18 protein-coding genes are annotated in these 23,991 nt (G+C 73.6%); 11 read left to right on the plus strand and 7 right to left on the minus strand.

Going from position 1 to position 23,991, the window contains the following annotated elements; translation table 11 throughout:
* Positions 1–350 precede the first annotated feature (350 nt).
* From BL253_RS11480 to BL253_RS11500, 5 genes are all read left to right on the plus strand, one after another.
* On the plus strand, positions 351–1,367 hold the full coding sequence (locus BL253_RS11480; RefSeq protein WP_076816238.1) for an ACP S-malonyltransferase: 1,017 nt from the start codon (positions 351–353) through the stop codon (positions 1,365–1,367).
* Positions 1,367–2,308, plus strand: a complete 942-nt coding sequence (locus BL253_RS11485; RefSeq protein ID WP_076816240.1) for a beta-ketoacyl-ACP synthase III — start codon at positions 1,367–1,369, stop codon at positions 2,306–2,308. Before BL253_RS11480 ends, BL253_RS11485 begins: the two co-directional genes overlap by 1 nt.
* Positions 2,309–2,452: 144 nt before the next feature.
* Positions 2,453–2,701, plus strand: a complete 249-nt coding sequence (locus BL253_RS11490; RefSeq protein ID WP_007520367.1) for an acyl carrier protein — start codon at positions 2,453–2,455, stop codon at positions 2,699–2,701.
* Positions 2,698–3,927, plus strand: a complete 1,230-nt coding sequence (gene fabF / locus BL253_RS11495; RefSeq protein WP_076816241.1) for a beta-ketoacyl-ACP synthase II — start codon at positions 2,698–2,700, stop codon at positions 3,925–3,927. Before BL253_RS11490 ends, fabF begins: the two co-directional genes overlap by 4 nt.
* A 357-nt stretch (positions 3,928–4,284) precedes the next feature.
* On the plus strand, positions 4,285–5,688 hold the full coding sequence (locus BL253_RS11500) for an acyl-CoA carboxylase subunit beta (RefSeq protein ID WP_076816243.1): 1,404 nt from the start codon (positions 4,285–4,287) through the stop codon (positions 5,686–5,688).
* 515 nt (positions 5,689–6,203) lie between these two features.
* Here BL253_RS11500 and BL253_RS11505 read toward each other — a convergent pair.
* Positions 6,204–6,830 carry a DUF222 domain-containing protein gene (locus BL253_RS11505; protein WP_076816245.1) on the minus strand — a complete coding sequence of 209 codons (627 nt, stop codon included), beginning with the start codon at positions 6,828–6,830 and terminating at the stop codon, positions 6,204–6,206.
* 358 nt (positions 6,831–7,188) lie between these two features.
* Here BL253_RS11505 and BL253_RS11510 point away from each other — a divergent pair, with 358 nt between their 5' ends.
* Complete coding sequence (locus BL253_RS11510; RefSeq protein ID WP_198946242.1) at positions 7,189–8,724, plus strand: MFS transporter; 1,536 nt, start codon at positions 7,189–7,191, stop codon at positions 8,722–8,724.
* Positions 8,725–8,772: 48 nt separating this feature from the next.
* Here the strand turns inward: BL253_RS11510 and BL253_RS11515 are convergent, their stop codons facing one another.
* On the minus strand, positions 8,773–11,271 hold the full coding sequence (locus BL253_RS11515) for an AAA family ATPase (RefSeq protein ID WP_076816247.1): 2,499 nt from the start codon (positions 11,269–11,271) through the stop codon (positions 8,773–8,775).
* Positions 11,272–11,509: 238 nt separating this feature from the next.
* Positions 11,510–12,109 (minus strand): hypothetical protein, encoded by a 600-nt coding sequence (locus BL253_RS11520; protein WP_241834716.1) that lies wholly within the window; start codon positions 12,107–12,109, stop codon positions 11,510–11,512.
* Between the two features lie 607 nt (positions 12,110–12,716).
* Here BL253_RS11520 and BL253_RS42245 point away from each other — a divergent pair.
* A complete protein-coding gene (locus BL253_RS42245) occupies positions 12,717–14,003 on the plus strand; it encodes a hypothetical protein (RefSeq protein ID WP_076816250.1) in 1,287 nt (428 codons plus the stop codon).
* A 34-nt stretch (positions 14,004–14,037) separates the two neighbouring features.
* Here BL253_RS42245 and BL253_RS40255 read toward each other — a convergent pair whose 3' ends face one another.
* Genes BL253_RS40255 through moaA form a run of 3 tightly spaced genes read right to left on the minus strand, consistent with a single transcriptional unit; the run spans position 14,038 to position 15,966 of the window.
* Positions 14,038–14,283 (minus strand): DUF6457 domain-containing protein, encoded by a 246-nt coding sequence (locus BL253_RS40255; protein WP_076816252.1) that lies wholly within the window; start codon positions 14,281–14,283, stop codon positions 14,038–14,040.
* Positions 14,284–14,328: 45 nt separating this feature from the next.
* Positions 14,329–14,976, minus strand: a complete 648-nt coding sequence (gene mobA, locus BL253_RS11535; protein ID WP_076816253.1) for a molybdenum cofactor guanylyltransferase — start codon at positions 14,974–14,976, stop codon at positions 14,329–14,331.
* A 3-nt stretch (positions 14,977–14,979) separates the two neighbouring features.
* Positions 14,980–15,966 (minus strand): GTP 3',8-cyclase MoaA, encoded by a 987-nt coding sequence (gene moaA, locus BL253_RS11540; protein ID WP_076816255.1) that lies wholly within the window; start codon positions 15,964–15,966, stop codon positions 14,980–14,982.
* Between the two features lie 158 nt (positions 15,967–16,124).
* Here moaA and ppgK point away from each other — a divergent pair, with 158 nt between their 5' ends.
* The 4 genes from ppgK to BL253_RS11560 all read left to right on the plus strand — a co-directional run bounded on the left by ppgK (position 16,125) and on the right by BL253_RS11560 (position 22,379).
* Positions 16,125–16,940, plus strand: a complete 816-nt coding sequence (gene ppgK, locus BL253_RS11545; RefSeq protein ID WP_076816257.1) for a polyphosphate--glucose phosphotransferase — start codon at positions 16,125–16,127, stop codon at positions 16,938–16,940.
* A gap of 544 nt (positions 16,941–17,484) precedes the next feature.
* A complete protein-coding gene (gene sepH, locus BL253_RS43665) occupies positions 17,485–20,106 on the plus strand; it encodes a septation protein SepH (RefSeq protein ID WP_076816259.1) in 2,622 nt (873 codons plus the stop codon).
* Positions 20,107–20,359: 253 nt separating this feature from the next.
* Positions 20,360–20,563 (plus strand): DUF7455 domain-containing protein, encoded by a 204-nt coding sequence (locus tag BL253_RS11555; protein WP_007518414.1) that lies wholly within the window; start codon positions 20,360–20,362, stop codon positions 20,561–20,563.
* A 679-nt stretch (positions 20,564–21,242) separates the two neighbouring features.
* The gene (locus BL253_RS11560; RefSeq protein WP_081438241.1) at positions 21,243–22,379 is read left to right on the plus strand and encodes a YhjD/YihY/BrkB family envelope integrity protein; all 1,137 of its coding nucleotides are present in this window, start codon (positions 21,243–21,245) and stop codon (positions 22,377–22,379) included.
* Positions 22,380–22,425: 46 nt separating this feature from the next.
* On the opposite strand, the gene BL253_RS11565 is transcribed toward BL253_RS11560, so the two are convergent.
* A complete protein-coding gene (locus tag BL253_RS11565; RefSeq protein ID WP_076816263.1) occupies positions 22,426–23,808 on the minus strand; it encodes an LCP family protein in 1,383 nt (460 codons plus the stop codon).
* Positions 23,809–23,991 lie beyond the last annotated feature (183 nt).

Raw genomic sequence — 23,991 nt, forward strand, 5'->3', positions numbered from 1 at the left:
GGATCGGAGAACACTCCCCGACGGGTGTGCCCGATCGGGGTAGCCGAGCGATGGAGCCTGGCCAGGCGGAGCTAGGACTCCGGAACCTCGCGGCGAACACTCGTCGTGTCGTGGACGACCTACAGGCGTGATGGTGCGAACATCGCCATCCACCGGCTCCGCGCCGGTGCGACAACGGTCACATCGCCCGACTTAACGGCCCTGTCACACGATTGTCGGCCCAGATGCCGCCAGGTGACTAACGCACCCGTCCGGGCGCCGCGTTTTGTAGGACTGCTACAACGAGCCGTCGGCACATCGGTGAGTGGCCGCCAGCGACAGCGGGCGCCCGCGAAGGGTTAGGTAGTTACGTGCTCGCCATTCTCGCGCCAGGCCAGGGCGCCCAAGCCCCAGGAATGCTCAGACCGTGGCTCGAGCTGCCGGGCGTCGCGGCGCGCCTGCGCTGGTTCGGCGCGGCCGCGGGCATCGACCTGGTCGAGCTCGGCACCGAGGCGCCAGCGGAGACCATCCGGGACACGGCGGTCGCGCAGCCACTGATCGTCACCGCCGGACTGATCGCGGCCGAGCAGCTGGGCCTGCCACTCCCGGGCGGTGTGCCCGTCGGCTCGCCGCTGGTCGCCGGCCACAGCGTCGGTGAGATCACCGCCGCCGCGCTCGCCGGCTCGCTCTCACCCGAGGCCGCGATGGCGCTGGTGGCGCTGCGCGGCCGGGCCATGGCGACGGCCGCGGCTCGCACCCCGACCGGCATGTCGGCGCTGCTCGGCGGCGACCCGGAGGAGGTCGCCGCGCATCTGGAGGGCCTGGGCCTGACGCCGGCCAACCGCAACGGCGCCGGTCAGATCGTCGCCGCGGGCGACCTCGACGCGCTGGCGAAGCTCGCCGCCGAGCCGCCGGCCGGCGTCCGGGTGCGCCCGCTCGCCGTCGCCGGCGCCTTCCACACCCACTACATGGCCTCCGGGCGCGACGCGCTCGCCGAGGTCGCCCCGGGCATCCGCCCCGGCACGCCAAGGCTCGGCCAGGTCTCCAACGCGGACGGCGCCGTGGTGACGGACGGGCGGGAGATGGTGACCCGGCTCGTCGGCCAGGTCGCCGCCCCGGTGCGCTGGGACCTGTGCATGGCGACGCTGCGAGAGCTGGGCGTCAGGGCCGTCATCGAGCTACCTCCCGCCGGCACGCTCGCCGGCATCGCCCGCCGAGAACTCCCAGGAGTGAAGATCCTGCCGATCAAGAGTCCCGACGACCTGCCTGCGGCGCGCGAGCTGCTGGCGGAGCTCGCCGACGCCGGGCAGGCGTCAGCGGCGACGGTTACGATTCCCGCGCCCGCCGGCGAGCCCGTCCCGGTCGGCGCCCATGGTGGGGAGGCCTGATGACCGCCGCCGCTCGCGTCCTCGGCCTGGGCACCTACCGCCCGGTGCGCGTCGTCACCAACGACGACCTCGCCCAGCGCGTCGAGACCTCCGACGAGTGGATCCGCAGCCGGACGGGCATCGCCACCCGCCGGATCGCCGACGCCGACGAGACGACGGTCATGATGGGCGCCGCGGCCGCCGAGAAGGCGCTGGCCGCCGCCGGCGTCGCCGCGGCCGACATCGACCTCGTCATCACCGCGACCTGCACGAGCCCGTCGCAGATCCCGGGGACGGCGCCGCAGATCGCGCACCGCGTCGGGGTGCACTCCGCCGGCGCGTTCGACATCAACGCGGGCTGCGCCGGCTTCTGCTACGCGCTCGCCCAGGCCGCGGACACGGTCCGCTCGGGCACCGCCCGCCACGTGCTCGTGGTCGCCACCGAGAGGCTGTCCGACTACACCGACTGGGACGACCGCACGACGTGCATCCTGCTCGCCGACGGCGCGGGCGCGGCGGTCGTCGGGCCCGGCGAGACCGACGAGATCGGCCCGGCGGTCTGGGGCCACGACGGCTCCCGCCCGGACGTGATCAGGGTTCCCGGCCACGGCGACAACCTGTTCCGGATGGAGGGGCAGGCGGTCTTCCGCTGGGCCCTGACCCTGGTTCCGACGCTGCGCAGCATCTGCGAGCGCGCCGGCGTCGCGCCGGAGGAGCTCGCCGGGATCGTGCCGCACCAGGCCAACCTGCGCATCATCGAGGCGCTGGTGGGCGGCCTGGGCGCGCGGAACGCGGTCGTCGCCCGCGATGTCGTCGACTCGGGGAACACCTCGGCCGCGAGCATCCCGCTGGGGCTGTCGCGGCTTCTGGACGCCGGCGAGCTGCGCCGCGGCGACCCGGTCCTCCTGTTCGGTTTCGGAGCCGGCCTGACCTACTGTGGCCAGGTCATCCGATGCCCCTGAAGGCGGTGCCGGACGGGGCGAGTCATACCCTGCTCGCCACCCGTCGGACGGTGTCGCCGGGCCAACGCCCACGCGCCGCCCCCATTCGTGGGTGACCTTCACCAATCTGAACCTGTACCCTTAGCTGATCAAGAAAGGTCCCCGATGTCCCAGACTGATGTCCTCGCCGGTCTCGCCGAGATCCTCGAGGAGGTCGCCGGCGTGGACCCGGCCGACGTCACCCCCGAGAAGACCTTCATCGACGACCTCGACGTCGACTCGTTGTCGATGGTCGAAGTCGTCGTCGCGGCCGAGGAGAAGTTCGGCGTCAAGATCCCGGACGACGACGTGAAGACCCTCAAGACCGTCGGTGACGCGGTCTCCTACATCCAGCGGGCAGGTGTCGCGGCGTGATCAGGACCCCTAGGCGGGTTGTCGTCACCGGCCTCGGGGCGACCACTCCGCTCGGGGGCGATGTGGCGTCCACGTGGGAAGGGCTGCTCGCCGGCCGGTCCGGCGTACGCCGTCTCACGGAGGACTGGATCGAAACGGTGCCGGTCCACATCGCCGCCCCGCTCGCGGTCGAGCCCCCGCTCGGCCGTGTCGAGGCCCGCAAGCTCGACCGGACCCAGCAGATGGCCCTGGTCGCCTCGCGAGAGGCGTGGGCCGACGCCGGCACACCGGAGGTCGACCCGCTGCGGCTGATGGTCTGCGTGGGCTCCGGCATCGGCGGCGTGCTGACCCTGCTCTCCCAGTACGACGTGCTGAAGGAGCAGGGCTCCCGCAAGGTGACCCCGCACGTCGTCCCGATGCTGATGCCGAACGGTCCGGCCGCCACGGTGGGGCTGGCGTTCGGCGCCAAGGGTGGCGTGCGGGCACCGGTCAGCGCCTGCGCGTCCGGCACCGAGGCGATCGCCCTCGCGTACGAGCTGATCAAGTTCGGCCGCGCGGACGTCGCCATCGCCGGCGGGACGGAGGCGGCGATCCACCCGCTTCCGATCGCCGGGTTCGCGCAGATGCAGGCGCTGTCGAAGCGCCAGGACGACCCGACGCTGGCCTCGCGGCCGTTCGACAAGGCGCGGGACGGGTTCGTGCTCGGCGAGGGTGCCGGGGTCCTGGTGCTGGAGGCGGAGGAGCACGCGAAGGCCCGCGGGGCCCGGATCCTCGGCTATCTCGCCGGGGCGGGAATCAGCTCGGACGCATATCATGTTGCCGCGCCCGAGCCGAACGGGGCCGGAGCGGCCCGGGCGGTCCAGGAGGCGCTGGAGACGGGCGACCTGACCCCGGCCGACGTCGCGCACGTGAACGCGCACGCGACGTCGACCCCAGCCGGCGACCTCGCCGAGTCGAAGGCGCTGCACCTGGCGCTCGGCTCGGCGGCCGGCTCGGCCGTGGTGACGGCGACCAAGTCGATGACCGGGCACCTGCTCGGCGCGGCCGGCGCCGTCGAGGCCGTGGCCACTGTGCTGGCGATGCGCGAGCGCATCGTCCCGGCGACCCGCAACCTCGACGCTCTCGACGACGAGATCGAGCTGGACGTGGTGCGGATCGACAACCGGAACATCAAGGCAGGCGCGGCGCTGTCGAACTCGTTCGGCTTCGGCGGACATGACGTCTGCCTGGCGTTCACGCCCGAATGACGTTGGGACGGGGCGGGCCATCGCCCGCCCCGGTACCAGCGACCAGCGACACGGGAGACGGCAACCAGAGGACGGCTCCCTGAACGACAGACACGGCGGCTGCCGCCGGATGTCCGGTCCCTGACCGGGTGCCTGGTGGCCACCCCGTGGCCGCGGCGGTGCCGATGGCGCCGATGCCTCGGCGGTCAGAACGGTGATCCCGCGCTGCCCGCACGCTGCCGCCCGGCGCGCCGCGAGGCGCGCCACGTCGGTACGCCCTGCACCGCGTACCAGACAGATGTGCAAGCAGGCCCGCCGCGCCAGCGGCTGGTCGCAGGAGCAGGCCCGTTCGCCGCCCAGGCAACAAGGAGATTCCCGGTGAGTCTGTCCACGATGGAACTCGTCGACCCGCGCACCCCCGTCGCCCGGCTGAACCACTTCTTTGACGACGACACCCTCACCCTGTTCGCCGCGCCCGACACCTCGGGCGTCGTCGCTGGGCAGGGACTCGTCGACGGCAACGAGGTGGTCGCCTTCGCTACCGACGTGACGGTGCAAGGCGGGGCGATGGGCCGAGACGGTTGCGCGCGCATCGTGCACGCCATCGAGTCGGCCGCCCGGATGAGCGTGCCAGTGGTCGGCATCTGGCACTCCGGCGGTGCCCGGCTGCAGGAGGGCGTCGCCTCGCTGGACGGGGTGGGCCGGGTCTTCGCCGCCATCGTGCGAGCCTCCGGACGGATTCCGCAGATCTCCCTGGTGCTCGGCGCGGCCGCCGGCGGAGCCGCCTACGGCCCGGCGCTGACCGACCTGGTGATCATGGGCCCGGACGCCAAGGTCTTCGTCACCGGACCCGACGTGGTCCGCTCCGTGACCGGCGAGGACTGCACCGCCGACAGCCTCGGCGGCCCGGACACACACTCCAAGAAGAGCGGCGTCGTCCACCTGAGCTGCGACTCCGACGACCAGGCGGTCGAGACGACCCGCCACCTCGTGTCGCTGCTGGCCGACCAGCGCGACATCGGGCAGGTCGAACCCCGCGACCTCAGCACGCTCCTGCCCGAGTCGCCGCGCCGCGCCTACGACGTCCGGCCCCTCGTCGGCGGCGTGCTCGACGACGGCTTCATCGAGCTGCACCCGAAGTGGGCCCGCAACATCGTCACCGCGCTCGGCCGGCTCGGCGGCCGCACGGTCGGCGTCGTCGCGAACAACCCGCTGCGCCGCGGCGGCTGCCTGGACTCGCTGTCGGCCGAGAAGGCCTCCCGCTTCGTGCGGATGTGCGACTCGTTCGGGGTGCCGCTGATCGTCCTCGTCGACGTCCCCGGTTACCTGCCCGGCGTCGGCCAGGAATGGGAGGGCGTCGTCCGCCGCGGCGCCAAGCTGCTCTACGCCTTCGCCGAGTGCACGGTGCCCAGGGTGACCGTCGTGACCCGCAAGGCCTACGGCGGCGCGTACATCGCGATGAACGCCTCCTGCCTGGGCGCGACGGCCGTCTACGCGTGGCCGACAGCCGAGGTCGCCGTGATGGGCCACGAGGCGGCCGTGAAGATCATTCACCGGCGCACGATCGCCGCCGTGCCGGCACAGCGCCAGCCCGAGATCATCAAGGAACTGGCCGAGGAGCACGCGGTCGCCGTCGGCGGCGTCCAGAAGGCGGTCGAACTCGGCGTGATCGACGCGATCGTCTCACCGACCGAGACCCGCGGCGTCGTCGCCGCCGCGATCGCCGACGCGATCGCCGCCGGCCGCCCCGACAAGAACATCCACGGCAACATCCCGCTGTAACACTGGTCCGCTCCGTCCGGGCACGGCGCTACGGCCCCTTCCTTGCTTCGCTGCGGAAGGGACCTCCGCGCCGTGTCCTCCTCCGCGAACGTGCGCTCCGGCGACCTCCGCTGCGGCTCGCCTACGTCGCTTCGCTCGTAGGCGTGCCTCCGCGGAGGTGCGCCTCCGCGCCAGCTCGGTGGCGTGCCGCTTGAACGTCGGGAGTCCAAGACGGGGCCTGATCCGGAACTAGGTCCTTGCGGGCGTCGTCGATGAGGCGCGAAGCCCACGCCACGAGCGAAGCGACGTGGCCGGGCAAGACGTGTAGTGATCTGGTGACGTTCAAGCGTCAGGTGACCGTGTGGGCGCGGAGGCGCGCCTCGCGGAGGCCCAGCCCACGAGCGAAGCGAAGTGGGTTGGGCCGCAGCGAGGTCGCCGCAGCGCCCGTGAGCGCAGGAGGACACGGCGCGCAGGTCCCTTGGGAGCGAAGCGAGTAAGGGGCCGTAGCGCCGCGCCCGCACGGAGCGAACCAGAGACTAGGCGTCGGCTATGTCGGTCCAGGTGCTCACCACGCGGGCTACCTGGCGGGGGGTCATCCAGGCGGCGGCGCGGGCGAAGATCGGGTCGGCGCGGCGGGCGAGGTCTACCCGGCCGCCGCCCAGGGATGGGGCGATCGCCCGGACGTGTTCGAAGCTGATCGTGCCGGTGGTGAAGGCCTCCCTGGTGGCCGGCAGGTCGCGAAGCGCGCGGGCGACGGTCAGCAGGTGCGTCGAGGTCGGCGCGTTGACCCGGCACTCCCTGCGCAGCCAGGCCGCCGCCGAGACGGCGCCGTCGGCGAGCCACAGCGAGCGGCGATCGAACTCGCCGACCAGCAGCACCCACCGCGCGGTCGTCGCGTCGACGGTCGCCCGACCCTCGATCACCGCCGTGGCGAGATCCACGTCCGACAGTCTCGCGGGGTCGACCGGCTGACCGCCCCCCGCCTGACCGGGGGCAGCGGCTTCGGCGCCGCCGCCGGGGGCTTCGGCGCCGCCGCCGGGGGCGGCCCGCGGTGGCGCCGGATCGTCCGCCTCCGGACGTGCCGGCCCGGCGGAGACGCCGGCCTGCTCCGGGACCTCGGGCTCTGATGCCCCTGCGTGGTCGTCGGGGACTCCGGTCACCATGCACCCCCTCCATCGACTGGCGGCGCGCGGAAACCGCGGCCGGCGCGGTCGCGTCTGCCTTGTCCTGATGCCGCCGCCCGAGGGCCCTGCCCGTCGGGCACGGCTGGTTGACCGCCCATGCGGGAAGTAGCTGGCGGCGTGCCGTTCCGAGGGGCGATCCGGTTGGGTGGAGGCATGGTCGAACTTCGAACGTATGTTCGTATTGTAGGTGATCCAAAGGGCAATCACCATCCCCCGCAACGAACGACCGGCGCCGAGGCAAGGTAGTTACCTGCTGCGAAATAACTACTTGCCGGGTCGCGTTCTGGGGGGTGGAGGTGTGTTGATGCTGTCGCGGGGACTGGAACGCGAAAGGGCGATGAGTACGCAGGGGGTGAGCGGCGGCTCACCAGGTCGCCCGTCCACCGAGAGCGGATCCACCGCCGGCTCACGCCGCCCGCCAGTCCCGCGCGCCGCCGAGGCACGGACGACAGGCACGACGATCGGCGACCGGCCCTCGCCGCGTTCCGGCGGGACGTTCGCCGCGTTGCGGGTGCCGAACTACCGCCGCTTCATGACCGGCCAGATCATCTCCATGTGCGGTACCTGGATGCAGACGATCGCGCTGGGCTGGCTGGTGCTCTCCCTCGGCGCGAGCGGCACGCTGCTCGGCGTCGTCACCGCCGCGCAGTTCCTGCCGGTGCTCGTCTTCGGCGCCTATGGCGGCCTCGTCGCCGACCGGACCAACATCCGCCGGCTGCTGAGCTGTACGGCCAGCCTCCAGGCCCTGCTCGCCGCCGTTCTCGGAATCCTCGTGATCACGGACGTGGTCACGCTCTGGATGGTGGTCGTCTTCGCCCTCTGCCTCGGGCTCACGCAGGCGGTCGACAATCCCGCCAGGCAGAGCTTCGTGCAGGAGATGGTCGGCCCGGAGACGCTGCCCAACGCGGTCACCCTCAACTCGGTGACGATGAACGCGGCCCGGGTGGTCGGCCCCGCGATCGCCGGAGCGACGATCACCCTCGTCGGCAACGGGATGTGTTTCATCCTCAACGCACTGTCGTTCGCGGCGATCCTGGTCGCGCTCGCCAGGCTCGACCGCTCGGCGCTGCGCCCGAACCCGCCCGTGGCCAGGGCACCGGGCCAGATCCGCGAGGGCTTCCACTACGCGGTGCGCACCGCCAGTATCCGGATCCCGCTGACGATGATGGTCCTGACGGGCACCCTCGCCTACGAGTTCCAGGTGACGCTGCCCCTGGTCGCGCGGGAGACCTTCCATGGCACGGCGGCGACCTACAGCCTGCTGACCGGCGCGATGGGCGCCGGCGCCGTGGCCGGCGGCCTGCTGGTGGCCCGCCGCCGGCTCACCGGGGTGCGCTCGCTCGTCGCCGTCGCGGGCGTCTTCGGCGCCCTGCTGTTGCTGTCCGCCGCCGCGCCGTCGCTGGTCGTCCTGGTCGCGGCCCTCGTCGTCACGGGCGCGGCCAGCGTCGCCTTCATCGCCACCGGCAACGCGACCGTCCAGCTGTCGGCCGAGCCGCGGATGCGCGGCCGGGTGATGGCGCTGTGGTCGATGGCGTTCCTCGGCACCACCCCGCTGGGCGGCCCGATCGCCGGCGCCATCGCCCAGGTCTTCGGCGCCCGCGCGGGCCTCGTGCTCGCCGGCGTCGCCGCCGTGGCGGCGGCCCTGATCGGCCTCGCGTCGCTGCGCCGCATCGAGGCGCGCCAGGTCGCGGCCCCGGTGGCCGTGGCCCCGGTGGCCGCGGGCTTCCCCGCCGTGGAGCACGCGGCCGGGAAGCACGCCGTCGCGGTCGGGGCCACGGCCGAGGCGGCGTGCTCCACCGCCACGGCGACGGTTCACCCCGCCGAGCAGGCGCCGTCGGGAAAGCCGTCGGCGCGGCCCCTGCCGTCCACCTGAGCCCTCCGAGGCGCTCCCCCGCCCGCGCCCCAGCGGCCACGGACCGCCTCAGTCGGTCTCGGCCACCGCCGAGGAGGACGAGGACGGCTTCCGGTCGGTGGTGGTCGCGGCGACCCGGTCGAGCTCGGGCAGATCGCGCAGCTCACTCCCGTTCGTGCCGCGGTGCGCGCTCAGCGCACTGTCGTGGTACTCCTCGGCGATGTCGAGGAACTCCGGCTCGTGGTACCGGCGGCCATCGACCGTCGGGCCGGCGCTGCCCTCGATGATCGCCTCGACGTCCTCGCCCCAGATGGTCTTGTGCGTCTCCAGCGCGTGGGTCAGGGCGAGCACCTCACGGCGGTTGGCCTCCAGGACCTGCTCCGTGCGTCGGTAGAGCTCCTGGAGCCGCTCCTCGACCTGCTCTCCGAACGGCCGGTCGTTGTCCACGGCGAGCTGTTCGACAGGGATGACGTTGGCCATGGACATCCAGGAGGAGATCGTCTTGCCCATGGCCGAGCCGGAGACGTGCCGGGCGACGAGGTAGGTCGCGCTCCGCAGGTCGCCGCCGACGCCGACGGTGTTGTCGCCGTCGAAGAACATCCGCTCGCCGACCAGGGAGGCGAGGGACACCATCACCTGGGTCTCGATCTCGGACTTCCACATGAACATGCTGTCCTCGAGCTTCACCGACGCGACGAAGCCGCCGACGCCCCCGCGCCGCTCGATCGTGGCCATGTCGATGGCCCGGCCGCGCTGCAGCCGGTAGGCGACGACCGCGTGGCAGGCCTCGTGCAGGGCGATGCTGTGCCGCTCCCGCTCGATGTGCTCGTGGTCGTCGGGCAGGCCATRCTCCTTGATCACCCGGGCGCGCAGGATGTCCGACCAGGTGATCACCTCGCGGCCGTMCTTGATCGCCTGGGTGAGCGCCTCGTTGACGGTGTCCTTGATCGTGGCGCCGGTCGCCTCGGTGCTCATCGTCGCCAGGCGCTCGACCTGCTGGTCGGTGAGCTCGTGCTTCACCTTGGCCAGGTAACCCTCATATGTCTTGATCCGGCCGGCCTTGCTGGGGTAGCCAACCTCGTATTGCCGGTCGATGCGGCCCGGCCGCAGCAGTGCCTCGTCCAGCGAGTTCGGCATGTTGGTGGCCATCATGATCAGGATGCGGTACTTCGGCGGCGGCTTGGGCTTCATCCCGAGCGCACGCCGCACGACGCGGTTGAGGAATCCGCGCGGCTTCTTCAGGCCGGACATCTCGGCGAGCAGCGCCTGCAGGGTGCCCATGTCACCGCCGCCCATACCGCCCATCCCGCCGGCAATGACCCGGTTGACCGTCCGCCCACCGGGCTCCACCGGCCCGTCGGCGCCGAAGCCCAGCCCGCCGGCCGCCGAGGCGCGGTGGCCGACCACCTCGGCCCTCGCCTGGTCGGTCAGGTAGTGCAGGCCGTTGCAGCCGGCCAGGTCGGCGAGCCCGTCCGCGTACGAGGGCGCTCGCCAGCCCTGAGCGCCCAGGTGCGTGCTCCGGCGGGAGGACGCCGCCCGCTCCGACCCGCGGTTGAAGCCCTGGGCGAGCTGGCCGCGGTTGCCGAGGCTGTCCGCCTCGTCGAAGAAGGCGATGACGCCGCCGTAGCGCAGCGACAACTTGCGCAGCTTGCGGAACAGCGACTTGACCTTCAGGATGCCGACGCCCATGAACATGGCCTGGAACGCGCCAGGATCGATGAACACGTAGGGCTTGCCGGTCTCGCCGGCGACGGCCTCGGCGAGCAGCGTCTTGCCCGTGCCAGGCGGGCCCCACAGCAGGATGCCACCGGGGACGTAGCCGCCCTTGCCCTCGATCTCCTCCGGGTGCTCCAGGTAGAAGACGTTCTCCTTGACCCGGGAGACCACGTGGTCCTGGCCCCAGACGTCGGTGAACCGGGTCTTGACGTCGTCCGGGTAGTAGACCTCGACGCCGCCCTTGGACATGAACCAGAAGATCGCGACGAACTGGCCGACCACGATGACCAGCAGCAGGACGACCTGGAGCAGCAGCGGGATGGCGGCCCAGAGGTCGCTGGGCACCCGGACCACCGCGTCGAGCATCGACGTGTGGACGACGCGCGCGTAGATGAAGAGCGCGACCAGCAGGGTGACGATCCACTTCGCCGCCCGGCTCGCCCGGAAGCGGTTCCAGTCGTCCAGCCGCTGCATCCGCTTCTCTGCCCGGCCGAACACCCGGTCGGTCCAGAACACGTAGTACCGCGACGAGCGCTCACCGATGAACATGTGTACCTGGCGAGCCGCCTCGACACCGATCAGCGCGAGCAGCCACCAGCTGTTCCGCGCCTCGATCCCGAACGCGTCACCCCAGGTCATCAGCGGGTTGCCGGAGACCTGCGCGGCGACGACGAACAGGAACAGCGCGCCGAACAGGAGAAGGAACTTGATCCGGTCCCAGAGCGCCGCCGGCTTGCGCACCGGCGGCGGGTCGGCGGACGGCGGCCCGCCCGTGGCCGCGGCCGCGGCCACTTCGGCCGTGCCGTCCGCGGCCGTGCCCACGGGGCCGCCCGGGAGGTCGGATAGGTCCATGGCTGTCGCCCTCCGGGATTCCTGTCCAGATCGGCGACGGGGTTCCTGCCGGACCGGCGAGGCAGATCTGGGAGGTCCGCGATCTGGGAGGTCCGCGTCGCTTCGTCAGTTCGTCGGTTTGGCGGGTCCGTCGGTCTCGTGAGTTCTCGTGGTCTGTCACGGGGGTCAGATCCGTCACCGGGCAGTTCGTCGCCACACCCGCTCGTCGCCTGGCTCACGCCGGCGCGAGCCGGGCTCGTCAGGTCGTCGGGTTGACCGTGAAGGAGTGCTGCACCGAAGTCACCGACGACCCGTACTGCGCGTAACACAGCGCGGTGCACGTCATGACGAGCTGGTAAAGGACGGTCTGCTGACTGTCGAGCAGGCTCGTCTGGTCGAAGGTCACCAGGCCGGTGGAGGTGGAGAGCTGGTAGACGAGGTGCACCCCGTGCACGCCGTTGGCCTTCTTCACCGACTCCTCGAGGATCAGCAGGAAGGCCGGCTGCAACCGCGCGGAGACCGGGTCCTTGCGGACCAGCTCGTCCTGGGCCGCCTGGGACTGGTCGATCGGCACCACCAGGTCACGCAGGTCATTCGTGGAGATGCTCTTGGCCTCCTCCGGCAGCAGCTGGCGGACCTGTATGAACCCGTTTGGCTGCTGGGCGGCCGGGTTGAAGACGTCCGGCTTCTCGTTGCCCGATGCGTCGATGCCGGTCAGCCAGTCGATCTGGCGCAGCAGGCTGTACATCTCGGGACTCAGCTGGCGCGCGTCGAGGCCGATCAGCAACGGCTCCTGGACCCGCGCCTGGCTCCATCCGTCGGGCAGCCTGACGTAGACGCCGGCCGATTTGTTCGTCACGTACTTGTCGCTCGCGGATCCACAGGCGGACACGAGCAGGAGCGCTCCGGCCACAAGACCGGCGACGGCAACCCTGACGACGGACCACGTCTCACGACGCCGACCCGCTCCTGGCGCGACCACGGCAAACCTCCACACAACCGACGAGGCAAATCCATGATGCGGCACCGAGCCATGGTCAATCAGTGTCTTAACACAACGTTAAAGCTATTGGCATCGATGCGCACACACCTGGCGAAACGCGGTTTCCACCCACCTCCGCGACACTCCTACTCACTCACAGTCACGGCGACGACACCACCATGCGACGGCTTGTACGACGCCGCCACCGGACGTGTGGAGAGGCCACCCCGAGGCACCCGCGCCTGCCCGCACTCTCCGTCGCGAACTCGCCGTCCTTGTCGACGTCTTCTACCGGGACCGAAGCTCCAGCCGGCCCGGCCGAGCATTTCACCCGAAACAGCACAACCACGCGCCGTCGCCGCGCGGACGGCCGGTCCGGGCGCGACGCCCGGACGCGCCAGCCCACGCGGCGGACGCCGCCGGGACATCGCCCCCCCAGGGCACACCCGGCCGCGCCGGCGGTTGGTAGGGCACACTGGTCGACATGGCGCGTACACGGGCAGCCGGGGACAACGGCACGTACCGTGACGCCCCCGCGTCGAGAGCCGCGCCCAGGGCGCAGGCCCGTGGCACGCGAGGCGGCCCACGGCCGTCGGACGACGGGCGTTCGCGGCACGCCTTCGGCGTCTTCTCCGTGGTCGCGGTCTTCGCCCTCGTCGGGGTCACCCTGTGGCGCCCGCTCGCCGTGCTCGTCGCGCTGCCGGTCATCGTCGTTCTCGCGCTGGTGGTCCGCGCGGCCGTGCCGGTGCCCGCTCCCGCCAGGGCGGCCGCCGGCGCCACCGGGTCGCGCCCCCGCCAGCCCAGGAACGCCCCGGCCCGGCCGGAGCGCGACGTGCCAGCACGCGACGCGCGGCCGCGTCCCACCCGGCGTGACGACCGCCCGCCCTACGACCAGGAGGCCGACCGGCGGGTACCCCCGGCCCGGTCCCGGCGGCCCGCACCATCCACGCCCCCGATGCCGGCGGACCGGTATCGACAGGCTGGCCGGTACGAGCCCGACGACGCGACGGAACAGCTTCCCGTCGGGGACCCGAGGCGGCCAGGGCGCCGTCAGCCCGCTCCCCCCGCCGGCGCGGCCCGGCACGACGAGTGGGACGACCGGCGCCGTCCGGACGCGAGGGCGTACGCCGACGACCTCGACGCCGGCTTCGACCCCTCCGCCCCCGGGCGCGCCGACGTGCCGGGCGCGGGCGCGTTCGCTCCGCCCCCGCGCGGCCAGCACGACGCCGGCCAGCGCCGCGTCGGCCCGCCGGCCGGCCATGACCGCGCCGACGCCGCCAGGCGGTATCCCGCCGGCCAGCCCACCCCGGGCCGGGACACGGACGGCTACGGCACGGACGACTACGGCACGGACGACCGTCGCCGCGGGACCGATGAGCGCTACGACGTGGCGCGCGGCGGGCGGGCGGGGGCGCCCGGCCCCCGCTACCCTGACCAGCCGCCGCGTGTCGACGGCCGAGGCCAGGCCGAGTGGCGCGGCGCGCCGGGCGACGACTACGCCGAGGACCACCAGGACGGCCCCGGCCCCGACGGCTACGACGAGTACCCGGACCATGTGCCCGCCGAGGACGAGCCTGGCTACGGGCGAGAGCCCGGCCGCGGGCCGGCCGCCGCGGGCGACCGGCGCCGGCGCGGCTGGCGGCACCAGGTCTGGGACGACGAGGGCTGGGACGACGCGCCGGAGCCGGAACCGGACGAGGACATGATGCACACCATGTCGATCGACATGCGGGGCTATCTGGACGACACCGGCAGCTTCCGGATGCCATAGGACTGGCGCCGCGCCAGCCGCCCGGCGCTGTGGCCTACCCGCCGGTGGGCCCCGCGAGCAGGGCCCTGATGGTGGCTACGGCGTCGCTGACGTCGGCTGGACCGCCACCGGCGCGGCCGGCCGCGAGGCCGACCAGGAAGGCGGTCAGCGGCGCCGCCGGGCGGGCGACCCCGTGCGCGACGTCGCGCGTCAGGTCGAGGAGCTCGGGGACGTCGATCGCCGCCGGATCCAGTCCGAGCGCGTCGCCAGCCCTGACCACCCAGTCGTCCAGCTCGCTCACCGGCGTCCTCGCCCTCCTGTTCGCTACCTCAGCCGTTCCGGCACGTCACAGACCCGTCCTGTCGGCCGCGGCGCGCGCCGCGGCCACGTCCGGCTCGGCATCGCAGTCCAGACAGCTAAGCGCGTCCGCCGGGACACGCGCCACCTTCCGGCCGGCGAGCAGTGCCCGCACCGCGGCCCCGGCGGGCCGGGGCGGGATCGCCGCCCGCAGCGCCGCCGAGCGCCAGACGGCGGCGAGTGTCTGGTCCCGCCCGGCCGGGTCGACGAGCAGCGCGACGTCGACGTCGCCAGCCGCGCCCGCCCCGGCCGGCGGTGCCCCGCATGGCGGTGCCGTCACCGCCGCGCGCAGCTCAGCCAGCGAGGCCAGACCGAGAAACGGCAGGTCGACGGCCAGCACCACGACCAGCGGCGCGCGAACGTGGGCGAGGCCGGCCGCGATCCCCGCGACCGGGCCGCCACCGGGCGGATCCTCCCGGGCCAGAAGGACGCCCGCGCGGGCGAGCCCCGGCCGGTCCGGCCCGACCACCACCACCCGGCCGACGCCCGGCTCGACCGTGGCCAGCACGGAGAGCACACGGTCCAGCAGGCTGCGCCCGCCGATCATCACCGCGGCCTTGTCCGCCCCGCCGAGGCGACGCCCCTGGCCGCCGGCGAGCACGACCGCGTCCCAGGACGCCGGGCCGGCATCCGGCATCCGTCAGCCGCCGATCGCGGACATCGGCCGGTCGGGCTGGCGGAAGGACGGCTCGCCGATGCCGTGCCCCGGGCGCTTGCCCCAGACGGCGGCGAGCCACCGCCGCGCGATCTCGTCGTCACCCGCGCCAGCGCGCAGCGGGGTGCGCAGGTCGCTCTCCTCCCGGGCGAACAGGCAGTTGCGCACGTGGCCGTCGGCGGTGAGCCGCACCCGGTCGCACGCCGCGCAGAACGGCGCCGTCACCGAACCGATCACGCCCACCGTCGCGGGGCCGCCCTCGACGGCGAACAGCTCGGCCGGCGCGGAGCCGCGATCACCTACCGGGGTGAGCTCGAACTCGGCGCGCAGCGCGGCGAGCACCTCGCTCGCGGTGACCATCGTCGAGCGCTGCCAGCCGTGCTGGGCGTCGAGCGGCATCTGCTCGATGAAACGGAGCTCGTAGCCCCGCTCGAGGCACCAGTTCAGCAGCTTCGGCGCCTCGTCGTCGTTGACCCCGCGGGTCAGGACCGCGTTGACCTTGACCGGCGCGAGCCCGGCGGCCTCGGCGGCGGCGAGCCCCGCGACGACGTCGTGCCAGCGATCCCGCCGGGTGATCGCGACGAACCGCTCAGGGCTGGTCGTGTCCAGCGAGACGTTCACCCGGTCGAGCCCGGCCGCGCGCAGTGCGCCGGCGGTGCGGGCGAGGCTGAGGCCGTTGGTCGTCAGGGACAGCTCAGGACGGGGCCGCAGCGCCGCCAGCCGGCCGACCAGCTCCGCGAGGCGCGGCCGCAGCGTCGGCTCGCCGCCGGTGAGCCGGACCTCGGTGACGCCGAGAGCCTCGACGGCGATCCGGACCAGCCGGACGACCTCGTCGTCCGTCAGCACGTCGGCACCGGGCAGCCAAGGCACTCCTTCGGCTGGCATGCAGTAGGTGCATCGCAACGTGCAACGGTCGGTCAGTGACACCCGCAGGTCGGTGGCTATCCGCCCGAACGTGTCGATGAGTTGCACACCTGCCAGGGTATGGCTGTGTGGCGGCACTCGGTGATGATGACGTCATCCAGCCTGGAAGACTATGGCGGAACGGCCGCGGTGGCGGGACAGGGAGCCGGCCTCGCCCACAGCGACGGACCTTGTCGGGTACAGAGTCGGGTACAGAAGGGAACGGGATGCGGGTCTTCGGGGTCGACATCGGTGGATCCGGTATCAAGGGTGCCCCGGTGGAGATCGATGACGGCGCTCTGGTCGCGCCGCGGGTTCGGCTGCCGACCCCGAGCCCGGCCGAGCCCGCCGCCGTCGGCGCCGTGGTGGCGGAGGTGGTCGGGCAGTTCGGCTGGCAGGGTCCCATCGGCGTGACGTTCCCCGCCGTCATCCGCGGCGGGATCGCGCAGACGGCGGCCAACGTCGACCAGGGCTGGGTCGGCACCGACGTGGCCGCGACCCTCGCCGAGCCGCTCGGTGGCCGGGAGGTCGTCGTCATCAACGACGCCGACGCGGCCGGCGTGGCCGAGATGGCCTTCGGCGCGGGCCGTGACGTCCCTGGCCTGGTCGTGATGACCACCTTCGGGACCGGCATCGGCACCGCGCTGTTCCTGCACGGGCAGCTGATCCCGAACACCGAGCTCGGGCACCTGGAGCTCGGCGGCCACGACGCGGAGACCAGGGCATCCGACGCGGCGCGCGAGCGCGACGACCTCAGCTGGGAGCACTGGGCGAAGCGGGTCAGCCGCTATCTGACCGCTCTCGAGAACCTGCTCTGGCCCGATCTGATCATCATCGGCGGCGGGGTGAGCCGCAAGGCGGACAAGTTCCTGGACCTGCTCACCGTGCGCACGACGGTCGTGCCCGCGCAGCTGCGCAACGACGCCGGGATCGTCGGCGCGGCGCTGGCCGCCGGGATCGACCAGACGCGTCCCCGCGTCCCGTCCCGCACCGTCCGGCGCCGCCCGCCGGCCACCCGCCCGCCCGGCGGCCGCCGTCCCTGACCTCGAACGAGAACGACCACAACCGCATATACCGACCCCGAACCAGGCCGGCGGGCGCCAAGCGCCCGCCACGCGTGGGCTCTGGCGGACGCGGACGCGGAGCGAACCGGCCCCCCCAGAGCCCACGCGACACGCCCGGACGGCCGGGCGAACATCGCCGCGACCCGGTCAGGACGGCAGACTATGCGTGTCGGTGCCCGGTGCGGGCCAGCCGGCCAAAGGAGGTGCGACCATGCTTTTCGGTCGTGTCTTCCGTACCCGGAGGCTCCAGGCTCACCACGCTCTTCCCCGGACTTCTCGCCGGATCGGCGACAACGATCTGACGAGCCGGAGTCGGGTCTCTGTCCTGTCGACGGATTCCACCTCCCTGGCGGGGGATCCGGTGCCTGCAAGTCCGGGGTTCGGGAGTCGGCGGGGCCGCGGCGCGGGACGATGAGCGGCGGTCCCCTGTCCGCTGCTCGGCGGGGACCTGGCCGGCGACGAGTGACAGGCGAGGCGTCGGCCCGGGGCGGGCGGCACGGCGGTGACGGGAGGAGATGGCGCCATGCGTGAGCTGCGGGCGGTAGCGCTCAGCGAGGACGGTGGCTATCTCGTGCTCGCCGACGCGAACGGCCGCGCCGACGCCGAGCAGTTTCGGGTGCCCGTCGACGACCGGCTGCGCGCGGCCCTGCGCGGCGCGCGGCGCAGCGAGGTCCGCACCGAGAGCGCGTTGACCCCGCGTGAGATCCAGGCCAGGCTGCGCGCCGGCGAGACCGCGGCCGACGTCGCGCGCGCCGCGGGCATCCCGGTCGAACGGGTCGAGCGCTACGAGGGCCCGGTGCTCGCCGAACGTGCCCGGGTGGTGCAGGAGGCCAGGGCGGCGCTGCTGCCGAAGGACCCGGGCGGCGCGACCGGCCGGCCGCTCGGCGAGGTGGTCGACACGCGGCTGATGGCCGGGCAGGACGACCCGGAGGCCGCCCAGTGGGACGCCTGGCGGCGGGTCGACGGGATCTGGCTGGTCCAGCTCACGTCCGAGAGCCGCTGCGCCCGGTGGACCTGGGATCCGGTCGTCCGCCGGGTCCGTCCCCACGACGACGCCGCCCGCGCGCTGGTCGCGCCGGAACCCGTCGACGCCCCACCCACCGCCTCGGCGGCCCCGGGGGCCGCGACCCCGGCGCCCACCCGCCAGAGCCCACCCGCGCTGACGCTCGTCCAGGACCCCGCGCGGCCGCCGGCCGGCGGCCGCCCGCTTCCGGCGCACCCGGCGACCCCACAGCCAGAGCAGCGGCCGCGGTACGCCCAGCCGGCGTCCTATCCCGAGCCGGGATATCCGGACTCGCACGACCCGGCCGGTCCCTTCCCCGGCCCCGGTCAGCCGGCGGCACCGTTCCCGCCCGCGCACCAGGAGCCGCGCTACCCGGCGGCCCACAACCCCACCGCCCACAACCCGGCGGCGCAGCACCCGACGGCCCGCTACCCGACCGCGCAGCACCCGGCGGAGCACCAGTCGCCCGCCGCGCGGCAGCGCGCCGACGACTTCGACCACGCCGCGGGCCAGCCCGCCGACCGCTACCAGGTCCCGCCCGCCTACCAGCGCCCCCAGCCGCCGCCGGAGCACTACCCGCCGGCGATGTACTCGACGGACCCTTACCCGCCCGACACGTTCGCCCCGGCCCACCACTCCGCGGCCCCGCCGCACGACGGCGACCTGCCGGCGGGGCGGCCGGACGCCCCGTCCCCCGGTTCGCCGTACGCCGACGGTTTCGGAGGGCCGCCGTCGTTCGACGAGGCGTTCAACGACCCCTTCGACGCGGGGCGGGCCGAGCCGCCCGGCGCCGCGGAGGCGCCGCCCGCCGCCGCGGCGTACCAGTTCCCGGACCGCCTGGCCGGGGGTGCCGGCCAGCCGACGGCCGACGACCTCGACCTCGGCCGGCCCTTCGACCCGCCGGCCGCCCGCCCGGCCCGGCCCGCGGCGGCGCACCGCCCGGCGAGACCGCCGGCCCTGGAACAGCGGCCGACCCGGCCGCTGGAGCCGCGCCGCTGGCAGGGGCACGACGATCCCGACCTCGGCATGGGCCTGGACGCGGACCTGTTCGACGAGCCGGCTGACCAGCTGCATCCACCGACCCCCGCCGCCTCCCGGCCGTTCCCGCGGCCCGCGACCGCGCCACCACGCGGAGCCAGCGCGCCTCCCAGGACGATGCCCCGCTCCGCGGTCCCGCCGCGCCCGGAGGTCCGCGCGACGCCCCAGGGCCCGTCAAGGCCGGCCCCGAATGTGCCCGCCGCCGCCTTCGCCCCGCGGACCGACGCGCGGGACGCCGAACCCGCGCTCGGACGGCCTCGCGAGACCTCATGGGAGGCCGCTGCCCCCCAGGGTGAGCCCGCCGCGGCGCGCGACGGCCATGACGCCTCGCCTCGCGAGCGTGCGGCCGGGCCGGCCCGGCCGGAGCCGCGTGTGCGCCCCGCCGTCGTGCCCGCCCGGGACACCCAGGACGCCAGGGTCTCGACGGCGGTCCAGCCACCGGTCGACCAGGCGCCGCGCGAGGCCGCCCCGGCGGCGCCCGACGGCGTGCCGGCCCAGGGCACCGCTGTGCCGGCCGAGACGGCCGCTGAGGCCCTCGCGCCGGTCGCCGGGGGAACCATGGCCGAGGAGTCCGGACACGCGCCACAGCCGGCCCCACCCGCCCCCAGGCCGGTCGCGGCCACGGCTGCCACCGGTTCGGCGGCGATCGGCCCGTCGAGGTTGGAGCCGCCGTCCGCCGCCGAGCGGGTCGTCGTCCCCGCCGCTCCGCCCGCCGCTGACGAGCCGGTGGCCGAGGCCCAAGGGGACGACGTGACGGCCGTCACGGCCGCGGCGGCTGAGGAGGGTGTTGAGGCGTCCGAGCCGGCCCCGGCGGAGGCCGACGTGACGAAGAAGACTCCCACCACCGCGAGCAGCCGGGCGACGGCGGGCCGTGGCACCCCGAAATCCACCGAAAAGCCGGACAAGACGGAGAAATCCGCCGGGAAGAACCAGGACAGTGCGCCCGGATCGGCCGCGACGGAAGGTGAGGAGGGGGCTACGCCCCAGCCGTCGAACCGACCACGCAATGCCCCTCGGACTGGGGAACGTTCCGGAGGCGGTCGACGTGGGCGCAAGTCGGTGCCAGCATGGGATGACATCGTCTTCGGAGCCCGTCGCCCGTAGGCCCGAGAACGGCAGCCAGGTGGGCTGCCAGCCTCGGACCGACGAGGGCGGGTGCGAGGTCCGGTGGTCCAGCGGGGAAACCCAACGGACGCGGTAAGGCCGCTCTGGACGCAACGGCGCCACTCCAGCCGGCACGACCGGAGGCCCTGCGAACATGCACCTTTTCGCAGGGCCGGCGGTCCTAGCAACACGTGAGGGACCGATCACACGGCCAGGCTGGAACGTCTGGCCGCCGGACACAGTTGGAGAGGGTGTGACTGGTACTACCACCAAGCCGACGCTGACCAACCTCGACAGGTGCGACAGGTGCGGCGCCCAGGCGTACGTACGTGTCGTCCTTCCAGGCGGTAGCGACCTGCTGTTCTGCCGGCACCACGCCAAGTCTCACGACTCGAAGCTCCGCGAGATGGCCGTCGAGTACCACGACGAGACCGACAAGCTCACGGTCGGCGGCTGACCCGCACGAACCAGTTCGACAACTGAACAGCGAGGCAAGGCCTCGAAGGGCACGTCCCGCGCAGCGGCGGGGCGTGCCCTTCGTCGTTTTCCGGCCGGCCCGTCCGGGCGGGCGGCGTGCCACAGGCCGGTTCGCGCGGCGCTGGTCTCGCCGGCTTCGCGATCTCACCGTCCGACGCCGCGAGCACCGCTCGCGCCGCCGTGACGATCGCATGAGCGGCCCGGGGCCGCCCCACACCCCAGAACCCCCAGATCACCCCGGAACCCCCGGACGCCCAGGGCATCTCCCCAGCCATCGTCGCGTGACAGCTCGGGACATGGGCATGGATATGCACGTGGGCACTCGCGGGCAACAACTCTCGAACTTCATACACCCACATCGTGGGCACCTGGTACTCCAGATGTGGAGGCACCGCCCCGATGGGCGCATCGTCCACAACGGGTAGCCGCCGACCCCGTACCGTTGGGCCGTGACCACGGCCAACGAGCGCACGTCCGCCGTGGCGGCGCCCGCGCGGACGGATTCCGCCGACCACGTGAGAGGCGCGAACGGCCGCGCATCCGCGGGCGATCAGGTTGGTGGGGCCAATGGTCGCACGGAGACGGCGAAGACCCGGCCCGCGACCGGCGACCTCGTCGATGCGGTCGATGCGGTCGATGCGGTCGATGGTCACACGGGGATGGCGGGGCAGGAGATCAACGGGGAGGGCCCCGGGGGCGGCGCGTCCCGTCGGGGCCGCCGCGCGGCCGACAACGCCGCGACCGGCGAGGCTCCGACACGGCGGTTGGTGACCGGGGCGCGCGGGCGCGGGCGGGCCGCGCTGCGGGTGGCGGGGCGAGCGGCGTCCAACGCCTGGCGCGACCGGGTGCTGGGGCTCGCCGCCGAGGCCGGCTTCTGGCAGCTGCTCTCGCTGCCGCCGCTGTTGCTGGCGTTGCTGGGAACGATCGGTTACATCGCCGACGCCCTCGGTTCCGACGCGGTCAACAGCATCCGCGCCAGCCTGCTGCGGGGCGCCTCCGACCTCCTGACGCCTGAGGTGGTCGACAACGTGGTGGGCCCGACCGTCGACCAGATCCTCTCGCGCGGCCGGCCCGACGTGATCTCCATCGGGTTCGTGCTGTCGCTGTGGACGGGGTCCACGGCGATGGCGACGTACGTCAACACGATCACGATCGCCTACGGGCAGCGGGACCTGCGCTCCGCGGTGCGCAGCCGGCTGGTGGCGCTGAGGCTGTACATCGCCCAGGTCCTCACCGGAGTGGTCATCCTGCCCGCTCTCGTGCTCGGGCCGGGCCTGCTCGCGAACCTGTTGCGGGCGAACCAGCACCCCGTCGTCAAGATGCTTCTGCAGCAGGTGTTCTGGCCGGCTGTGGGGCTGCTGGCGCTGGCGATGCTGACCTCGCTCTACCACCAGTCGCTGCCTCAACGCCGACCGTGGCTGCACGCCCTGCCTGGCGCGATATTCGCCCTCCTCGGCTGGCTGCTCGGCAGCTACCTTCTTCGGCTCTACCTGGAACTGGTCTTCGGTAACGAGCTTGTCTACGGCTCGCTGGCCGCGCCGGTCGCCGCGCTGCTGTTCTTCTACATCACCGCGCTCGCGGTGCTCCTCGGCGCCGAGCTGAACGGGGCACTGGACAAGCGCGGCGCCGACTCCCCTGCCGGCGCCGGCAGGCCGGCCGATGATGTCGACACCGGCACGGAGGCGGGGGACGCGAAGAGGCCTCCGGAGGCGGCGGCCCCCCCTCCGGGGCCTCAGTCGGCGCCCCCACCTGGTTCGCCGGACGGGCCGGATGGCCCGGACAGGTCGGACTCCTAGCACTCCGGGGTCGGGACCGCCCAGGTCCGCCAGGAGCCGATGAGCGTCAGTAGGTGCAGGACGCGGTGGCGGCTGGCTGCGCCGCCGGCTGTGCCGAGCCGGCCGCCAGCAAGGCGCGGCGCACCGGGGACGCGTCATCCGCCGGCCGCCGCGCGGCGGGCGGGCCAGTCGCGAGCGTGGGAGTCCCGCCGGCGACGGCGCCGCCGGACTTCAGCGGGGCGAGAAAGGCGTCGATCTTGGCCGGGTCGACCAGCAGCACCGACTGGCCCGCGCGGGTGCCGGCCGCGGCCGGCACCGTGGCGAACGTCAGGCCGCCGCCGCCGCCCGCGATGCCCTGCATCCGCAGCGCCAGCGGCTCGAGGTCGACCAGACTGGTCGTGGTGTCCAGCGTCAACGCCGAGGTGGCCGCGTTCAGCACGCCACGGATGCGGACCGGGTTGGCGAGTGTCGAGGCGGCGGTGAGCCGGTGGAACACGGCGCCGAGGAACTGCTGCTGGCGACGGATCCGGTCGAGGTCGCCCTCAGGCAGGCCGTAGCGCTGGCGGACGAAGGCGAGGGCGCTGACCCCGTCGAGCCGGTTCTCGCCGACCTGGCCCGACCAGCCCGACATCTTGTCGTGCAGATTGTCGAACCCGCGAGCGCGCAGCGAGTCGGGCAGCTCCTTGACGCAGACCGTGACGCCGCCAAGCGCGTCGGTGATCGCCTGGAAACCGGAGAAGTCGACCTGCACGTAGTGATCGATCCGGATGCCGGTGAGCCCCTCGAGGGTGCGGACCAGCAGCGCGGGACCGCCGAGCGAGAAGGCCGCGTTGAGCTTGGAGTCCTGGGCCTTGTGGGTGGTCCCGTTGGAGCCCGTGTACGTGGGGATCGTCACCCACAGGTCGCGGGGGAAGGAGACCAACGTCGTCGACCCGTCTCGATCGACATGAGCGAGGATCGTGGTGTCCGAGCGCTGACCGTCGACCTCGCCGAACTCGCCGCCCGTGCCGGCCCGTGAGTCCGAGCCGACCAGCAGGATGTTCTGGGTGCCGCGCCCAGCGGCCGCCGGCCGGTCGGCGGCGTCCAGCCGCAGGTCGACATGAGCCACCTTGCCGTCGTAGTGCCGGATCACGCCCCAGCCAGTGCAGGCGAGCACCAGGACCGCGAGCGAGCAGAGCGCCGCGACGGCTGTCACGGCCCGGCGCGCGCCGTCGGCTGGCCGGTGGGCCGGCTCGCCCATCGGATAGTCCTCGGCGGGTTCGCCGTACGGGTACCCGCCGCGCTGGCCGCCACCGCCATACTCGCCGCCGGCGCCATAGCCGCGATAACGGTCGCCGTCGCCGCCGGGCGGGCGCCCGCCGGCACCGGCGACCGGGTGTGCCCACGCCGGCGGGTCCGCAGGTCGCCTCGACCCGCCACCCGAACCCGCGCCCGCCTCGCCACCGGGCACGCGTGGGCGGGAACCGCCGGGACCGGCGGCGGGCCGATCCGGGCCGTTCCGCCGAGGGTCGCGGCCGTCCGGCCGAGGGGACGGCCCCCGTCGGCCAGGCGGCCGAGGCTCACGTGGCCACGTCATCGTGCCTGCCTCCCCGCCGCTGCCCGAAGTATCCCGACCAAGTGAGTTCCGCGCCCC

Origin of the sequence: Pseudofrankia asymbiotica (assembly GCF_001983105.1) — a bacterium.
Classification (GTDB): domain Bacteria; phylum Actinomycetota; class Actinomycetes; order Frankiales; family Frankiaceae; genus Pseudofrankia; species Pseudofrankia asymbiotica.